General features: G+C 68.9%; 5 protein-coding genes. 3 read left to right on the top strand and 2 right to left on the bottom strand.

Annotated elements, in window-relative coordinates; genetic code table 11:
- Positions 1 to 706, top strand: a 706-nt coding sequence (locus tag GTY47_RS05205) for an aldehyde dehydrogenase family protein (protein WP_010037381.1), incomplete at its 5' end; no start/stop codon positions are given.
- A gap of 345 nt (positions 707 to 1,051) precedes the next feature.
- Here GTY47_RS05205 and GTY47_RS05210 read toward each other — a convergent pair.
- Together GTY47_RS05210 and GTY47_RS05215 are read right to left on the bottom strand one after the other, a co-directional pair.
- Complete coding sequence (locus tag GTY47_RS05210) at positions 1,052 to 2,557, bottom strand: S53 family peptidase (RefSeq protein ID WP_010037383.1); 1,506 nt, start codon at positions 2,555 to 2,557, stop codon at positions 1,052 to 1,054.
- A gap of 614 nt (positions 2,558 to 3,171) precedes the next feature.
- Entirely contained in the window at positions 3,172 to 3,933 is a 762-nt protein-coding gene (locus GTY47_RS05215) for a class I SAM-dependent methyltransferase (protein ID WP_010037385.1), read from the bottom strand.
- Between the two features lie 334 nt (positions 3,934 to 4,267).
- Here GTY47_RS05215 and GTY47_RS05220 point away from each other — a divergent pair, with 334 nt between their 5' ends.
- Both GTY47_RS05220 and GTY47_RS05225 read left to right on the top strand, forming a co-directional pair.
- A complete protein-coding gene (locus tag GTY47_RS05220; protein WP_010037391.1) occupies positions 4,268 to 4,873 on the top strand; it encodes a lytic polysaccharide monooxygenase in 606 nt (201 codons plus the stop codon).
- Positions 4,874 to 5,458: 585 nt separating this feature from the next.
- Positions 5,459 to 7,926 (top strand): carbohydrate-binding protein (locus GTY47_RS05225; RefSeq protein ID WP_010037394.1); only part of this gene is annotated, 2,468 nt, incomplete at its 3' end.

The following is a 7,926-nucleotide window of genomic DNA, read 5'->3' on the forward strand; positions in this document are numbered from 1 at the left end:
CTCCATGGAACTGGGCGGCAACGCCCCGCTGCTGGTCTTCGACGACGCCGACCTGGAGCGGGCCGTCGAGGGCGCGTTCGCCGCCAAGATGCGCAACGGCGGCCAGTCGTGCATCGCCGCCAACCGCATCCTCGTCCAGGACGGCATCGCCGACGCTTTCGTCGACGCCCTGGCCGACCGGCTGGCCGCCGTGCGTGTAGGCCACGGACTCGCCCCCGGCGTGGACCTCGGCCCCGTGATCGACCACAGGGCCGTGTCGAGACTCTCCGGCCTCGTCGAGGATGCGACCCGGCGCGGCGCACACCTCCTCACCGGCGGCTCCGCTCCCAGCCACCCCGGCTCCTTCTTCGAACCGACGCTCCTGGACCACGTACCTGCCGACGCCGACCTCGCCCGCACCGAGATCTTCGGACCGGTCGCCGCCATCCAGCGCTTCTCCCACCAGGACCAGGCCGTCACCCGCGCCAACGACACCGAGTACGGCCTGGCCGGCTACGTCTTCACCGAGAACCTCGACCGCGCCTTCAACGTGGCCGACCAACTCGCCACCGGCCTGGTCGGCATCAATCAGGGCGTCCCCTCGAACGCGGCCGCGCCGTTCGGCGGGGTCAAGCAGTCCGGCCTGGGACGCGAGGGAGGCCAAGAAGGACTCGAAGAGTACGAGGAGATCCGCTACTACAACCTCTCTCTGCGCCCGACCAGTTGACAGAGCCTCGTCGGCCCGCCGCGATGCCCTGCCGGTGACCGCCGGGACCGGTCGCCGCGCCCACCCGGGGGCACACGACCGGCTCTCCGACCCATCCTGATCTCGACGGCCCCTACAAGTTCCCGCTACGCGAAGTACGGCTCCCGCACCGGCAAACCCCCGGGCGCACCTCGCGCAGATCGTCAGGCGGAGGCCCTCCATCGACCATGTGCTCACCGGAGAAGCCGTGACCACCGCGATGCTGCTGGAGACGCTGACGCCGAACCAGCGCGCCCGCAACCAGCTTGTGGCAACGGGCATCGCGCCGCCGGCCGGCGGCGCGATGCCCGGCTGTGGCCCGGAAGGTCAGCCGCCGTGCACGGTGCTGACGAGGTCGGGCAGGAGCTTCGCCGCGTTCGGCGTCCCCAGTCCGGTGACTGGGTCCCATCCTGTGCCGGCCGAATAGCCCGGGACAGACGTTTCGGCGGTGTTGTTGCCCACGGTGACGTCGTTGAAGTCGGCCGCGTAGGTGGCCGGGTCGGACGCGAGCTTGTACAGAGCCGGGTTGATCCGTCCGAGTCCACCGTGGTTCATCTGGGCGGCGATGGAGACCAGGCCCGCCCACTGAGGACACGCCAGTGACGTGCCGCCGATGTCGTACCAGCCCGTGCTGCACGGTGTGCTGCCGCACTTCAGCCCGCTCTGGCCGTCGGGCGGCAGGGACAGGTACACCAGCGCTCCCGTCGACGGACTCGCCTGCAGGGAGATGTCCGGAACGCCGCGCATGGTCCCGATGGTTGTGCTGCCGGCCGGCAGCACGCCCGACTGGTAGTCCGGCTTGGCGAAGACGCTGCTGTAGCCGCCACCGGAACCGGTCCAGCCTGTCTCCGACTGACCGGGGGCGTTCTGGCAAGCCCCCGGCGGGGAGGCGCTGTCGACGACCCTGCCGCTGGTGGCGCCTGGGTCGGTGCACAGGTTCGTGCCGCCCACCCCGGTGACCAGCGGGTCGGAAGCCGGCCACTCGACAGCGGGACCGGTGAGGGTCGACCCGCCCTGGCCCACCGGTGTCTTGGCCGAGCCGGCGCTTCCGTCGTCACCCGAGGAGCCGAGGACGGTGACGCCGTTCTGTGCCGCCGACTTGAAGGCATAGCGCAGTTTCTGAAGCGACTGGGCGCTGCCGAAGGCGCCCTCCGCGGAGGCGAACGACTGGGAGATGACGGTGGCGAGGTGATGCTCGACGACGTACTGCTCGGCGGCCATCATCTGAGGGAAGCCCTGTACCCCGAGGGTCTCGGCGGTGGGGGTGGTCACCAGCAGGATGTTGGCGCCGGGCGCCATGGCATGGGCGGTCTCGACGTCAAGGGCCACCTCCAGGGCCCACGCGCTCTTGTCCTCCTGCCCCGGGCTGCTGCTCGTGGACGGCGGCGCTTTGGTGGCGGGCGAGCCCTGCAGATGAAGCTCGCTGAAGGTCGGCATGCCGGACGTGCAGCTGACGCCCTCTTCCCCGCACATGGGCGTGATGCCGAATGCACGGTCGAAGACATGCAGGTCGTGGGCCATGGTGTCGCTGCCGTAGGAGTCCACGACAGCGATCGTCTGACCGCGTCCGTCGTCCCCGGCTGAGTGCAGCGGGCCCACGTCGTAGGCCGCCTGGATGGCCTGCGGGGTGAAGCAGCGGCGTCCTGCTGAGGCGCACTGCGACTGGGTGGGTGGGGTCTGGCTGGTGGTCACCTGTGTGTAGTCGGCCACGGTAGGCCGTACGCGCGGATAGGCGGCCTGGTGGGCCGCGCTCGTCGCGGGGACGGCGCCCGCCACCGCGAGGCTGAGGGTTCCCACCCCCGCGAGCAGCCACCGTCTGATGGTGCGTGCCATCAGAGTCCTTCCTCGAGTGCGAAAGGGGATTTGGCGTCCGCCACCTCAGGTGGGGGGTGGGTACGAGGGGGTGCGGACGTGGCGAGGCTAGCCCTCGCGGCTGCCGGGCCAACACATTCGTCCTGTCAACAACGATCAAAGAATGGCCCTAGCCGAACAGGCCGAGCGGACGGCCCACACCAATCAGCCGGCCGTCGGACGGCAGTCGTGGAGGGTGAGACTCCCATCCGCCCGACGCTCTTCGTGCGCGTGGAGACACGCGTGAGCACTGGCCCTGGACCCCTCTCGACGCCTCCCATGGGGACTGTCTGGTAAATACCGCACAGGGCCAGAACCCAGAACATCGCCCTGGCCGAGAGTCCTCGCGATCGTCTCGCACCTGAACGAAGCCGGGTATCTTCGGCGCCACCTACGCGCCGGACCGCTGTTCACGGTTGTGCGCCGACAGGCGAGCCATGGCTGGCGCCCAGCCGTCTCCCAGATGCTGAGATGCCCTGCCGTCCGCGGCCGGTTCCGATTGGTGGACGCCCGGCTCGGACTACGGACACGGGTGGAGGCTTCGAAGCGCTTCGCGGGATGAGCAAGGCTAGGCGATACGCGGTGCCGCGGAGCTGTCAGCCTGCCAGCCGAGCCTTCCAGATCTCCTCGCTGGGCCATTGCCGGGCCCAGTCGGCGGACACTTCTAGGAAGTCTCTCGCGGACTGGGGTGCCTGAATCTCGATCAGGTCCTCGACGACGAAGCCGCAGGCCCGCAGCAGACGGAGCATCTCGCCGTGCGGCAGGACGAACTCCACGTGATTCCCCCATTCCAGCCGTGTCAGGCCGAATTGGCTGCGGGACAGAGTGGTGGAGGCCGGTCCCTCGGGCGGTACGCACAGCGCGAACAGCGGTGAGTAGCGCGAGAACACCAGTCGGCCTCCGGGAACGAGAAGCCGGGCTGCCTCGGGGATCCACTGGTAGGGGTCGCACCACAGCGAGGCGCCGTACTCACTGATCGCCAGGTCGAACGTGTCGTCCTCGTAGGGCACCTTCTCGGCATTGCCCAGGACGAGGGGGAAGTCGATACCGAACTCTGCCTGCATCGCGCGAGCAGTGGCGAGCTGCTTCTCCGAGAGGTCGATCCCGACCGGGTGGGCCCCTGCTCTGGCCAGCCAAGCGGAAACGTAGGCAGTACCGCAGCCCAACTCGATCGCGCGCATCCCGGCGATGCCGTCGGGAAGCAAGGAAACCTGCGACTCAGGCGTGGACCACAATCCCCAGGAAGGCTCCACCTGCGCCCAGTGACCGCGGGCGAGCGGCCCGTGCCACCCAGCCGCCTGGTCATCCCAATAGCGTCGGTTCTGCTCCACATGGTCCGCTGCGGCGTCATGAGTCATGGAGACATTCGATCGGCGATGCTGCTGTTCCGGCAACGGACTTTTCCGACGGCGCCGGACTCCCTCGAGACGCGCGGCTGGCACGACGGCCAAGTAGGCACCACCACCTGGCGCGCGCATCGTGCACAGGCCGGCTCACGGCAGGCTCCCTGCTCGCCGTCCACCCCTGAAACCAACTCCGTTCGTTTCATTGACATCTCACTCAGAAGACCTACCGTTGGGAGCGCTCCCATAACAGCCTTGCAACTGGAAGGAGTCCCCCCACATGCGCAAACAGAGTCCGTTAGCCGGGCGTTCGCGGTCACCCCTGCGCCGGCCTCTCCAGGCGCTCGTCATGCTGTTCGCCGTGGTTGTCGGCGCACTCACCTGGTCGGCCCCCGCCCAGGCTCACGGCACCGTCGTCGGCCCCGCCTCCCGCGCGTACCAGTGCTGGAAGACGTGGGGCAGCAACCACACGAACCCGGCCATGCAGACCCAGGACCCCATGTGCTGGCAGGCCTTCCAGGCCAACCCCGACACCATGTGGAACTGGATGAGCGCGCTCCGCGACGGCCTCGGTGGCCAGTTCCAGGCGCGGACCCCCGACGGGACGCTCTGCAGCAACAACCTCTCGAGGAACGCCAGCCTGGACAAGCCCGGGCCGTGGAAGACCACCACCGTCGGCAACAACTTCTCGGTCCACCTGTACGACCAGGCGTCCCACGGTGCCGACTACTTCAAGGTCTACGTGAGCAAGCAGGGCTTCAACCCCAAGACGCAGACCCTGGGCTGGAGCAACCTCGACTTCATCACGCAGACCGGCCGCTTCGCCCCGGCGCAGAACATCACGTTCCCCGTACAGACCTCCGGCTACACCGGACACCACATCCTGTTCGTGATCTGGCAGGCCTCGCACCTCGACCAGGCCTACATGTGGTGCAGCGACGTGAACTTCGGCTGAGCCGGGGAGCGCCGCACACGGCACCGGTCCCTGTCGGGCGCCGTTGACCCGCCGTCCGGCCGACCGAGCCCCGTCGGGACAGGGGGCCCATTGGGTCACCCTGCCCCGACGGGGCTTCCCGCGCTCCCAGGGTCTGTGTGATGTCGTGATCAACCTTGTCGTTCCGGATCCGTCCGGTACCGGCGTGCTGCCCGGCGCCTGACCGGCCCGGCACGCACAGCATCCCGAGTGGTGTGCCGCACCACGGGACCGCCACCGACCGCCGCAGGAGCACGGCGGTCACATGCCCGGCGCCCTGCGCGCGCGAAGCGACCCATCAAGAGCCCCGTTGGTCCTGAGGGAAGTGTGGACGCATCGGGCTGAGGTCTTCTAGCCTTGTCGGCAGACCATCACGGTCGTCGATGTGACCCGGCAGCGCGGTAGCCATCGACTTCTCCTGATTCCGAGCTGTTGCCCCTGCTCGGCGTACTGGCCCGCTGAAGCACACTTGGCGGGCCGAAGCGGCGACATCCCGCTACGGCATCGGCGCGGCAGCGCGCGCCCCAAGCCTGGCAACCACCTGTTCAGGAAGGGGACTGCATTGTCATGTTCATGTTAACCAAGGGGGCCGCAGCCGCGCGCTGGCCGGCCATCGGATCGGCTCTGCTCCTGGTCGCGGCCGCTCTCGTCGCGACCTTGTCCAGTGCGACCCCGGCCTCGGCGCACCCGATCAACCCCGCCGACTTCCAGCAGGTCCAACTGGCCCGCGGAGTCGCGGAAGTCGGGGAGCCGATGTCGCTGGCCGTCCTCGCCGACCGGTCGGTGCTGCACACCGCTCGCAACGGGACCGTGCGCCGCACGGATGCGGGCGGCAACACCTCGGTGATCGGCAACATCCCCGTCTACGCGCACGACGAGGACGGCCTGCAGGGCATCGGCATCGACCCGGGGTTCGCCACCAACCGGCACATCTACCTCTACTACGCCCCGCCACTGTCCACGCCAGGAGGCGACGCACCGACCACCGGCGGCAACTGGTCGGCGTGGCAGGGTGTCAACCGGCTTTCCCGGTTCACGCTCAACGCCGACTTCACGCTCAACCAGTCCAGCAAAGTGGACATCCTCGACGTGTCGGCCGACCGAGGCACCTGCTGCCACGCCGGCGGAGACATCGACTTCGACGCGGCAGGCAACCTGTACCTGTCCACAGGCGACGACACCAACCCGTTCGAGTCCGCCGGCTATTCCCCGCTCGACGAGCGGACCAACCGCAACCCGGCGTTCGACGCGCAGCGCACCGCCGCCAACACCAACGACCTGCGCGGCAAGATCCTACGGATCAAGGTGAACGAGAACGGGTCGTACTCGATCCCGGAAGGCAACTTGTTCCCGCCCGGCACGGCCAGGACCCGACCGGAGATCTACGCGATGGGCCTGCGCAACCCGTTCCGGATGAGCGTGGACAAGGCCACCGGCATCGTCTACGTCGGCGACTACGGCCCCGATGCCGGCGCCACCTCGGCGCGCGGGCCGCAGGGCCAGGTCGAGTTCAACCGCGTCACGGGCCCGGGCTTCTACGGCTGGCCGTACTGCACCGGCACGAACACGAACTCCGAGACCTACGCCGAGTGGGACTTCGCCACCAACACGGCAGGCCCGAAATACAACTGCTCGGGCGGCCCGACGAACAACTCCCCCCGCAACACCGGCTTGAGCACACTGCCCCCCGCCAAGGCCGCCTGGATCCGTTACGGCGGCGACGCCGGCAGCCCGTCGGCGTTCGGCGGCGGCTCGGAGTCGCCGATGGCGGGCCCGGTGTACCGGTACGACCCCGACGTCGGCTCGCCCACGAAGTTCCCGCAGTCGTTCGACGGGCAGTTCTTCGCCACGGAGTTCGGCCGCGGCTGGATCAAGCCGATCCACCTCAACGCCGACGGCTCCCCGGGGACCATCGACAGCTTCCCGTGGAACGGCAAGCAGGTGATCGACTCGGCGTTCGGCCCCGACGGCTCGTACTACGTGCTGGACTACGGCGCCGGGCTGTACCAAGGCGACCAGTACTCCGCTCTCTACCGCTTCGACTACGTCGGCGCCGGCAACCGGGCGCCCACGGCGATGGCCGGCGCCAACCGCACCTCCGGAGCGGCGCCGTTGACCGTCACCTTCTCCTCGGCCGGCTCGTCCGACCCGGAGGGTGGGGCACTGACCTATGCGTGGAACTTCGGCGACGGCACCACCTCCACCGCCGCCAACCCGACGAAGACGTACACCACGAACGGTGACTACACGGCCAGGCTGACCGTGCGGGACCCGCAGGGTGCCACCGGCACCGCCGACGTGCGGATCACCGTCGGCAACACCGCGCCGACCGTGACCATCGACAGCCCCGACGCGGGGGAGATCTTCGCCTTCGGCGACACCGTGCCGTTCCGTATCACCGTCACGGACCCGGAGGACGGCACGGTCGACTGCGCCAAGGTCAAGCTGACGTACATCGTCGGTCACGACAGCCACGGCCATCCGATCACCTCGAAGACCGGCTGCTCCGGCACGGTCACCATCCCGGTCGACGGTGAACACGACGACGCGGCGAACATCTTCGGGGTCTTCGACGCCGAGTACACCGACAACGCCGGGCTCACCACGCACAAGCAGCACATCCTGCAACCGAAGCACCGTCAGGCCGAGCACTACAAGACATCGTCCGGTGTCGCCGTCCTCGACAAGTCGACAGCCGAGGGCGGCAAGTCCGTCGGTGACATCGAGAACGGCGACTGGATCGCGCTCGAGCCGTACAAGCTGAGCAAGGCCACGTCGTTCAGCGCCAGGGTGTCGTCAGCCGGCGCGGGCGGCAGGTTGGAGGTCCGGGCCGGCTCGCCGACCGGCACTGTCCTCGGCTCCGCCACGGTCCCGGTCACCGGCTCGTGGACGAACTTCACCACCGTGGGCGGCTCGATCTCCGGTGCGCCGGCCGGCACCACCACGCTCTACCTGACCTTCGCGGGCGGCTCCGGATTCCTCTTCGACGTCGACGCGTTCACCTTTGACACCGGCGGCAGCCCGCCACCCACCCC

The sequence above is a fragment of the Streptomyces sp. SID5464 genome (assembly GCF_009862985.1).
Classification (GTDB): Bacteria; Actinomycetota; Actinomycetes; order Streptomycetales; family Streptomycetaceae; genus Streptomyces; species Streptomyces chartreusis_D.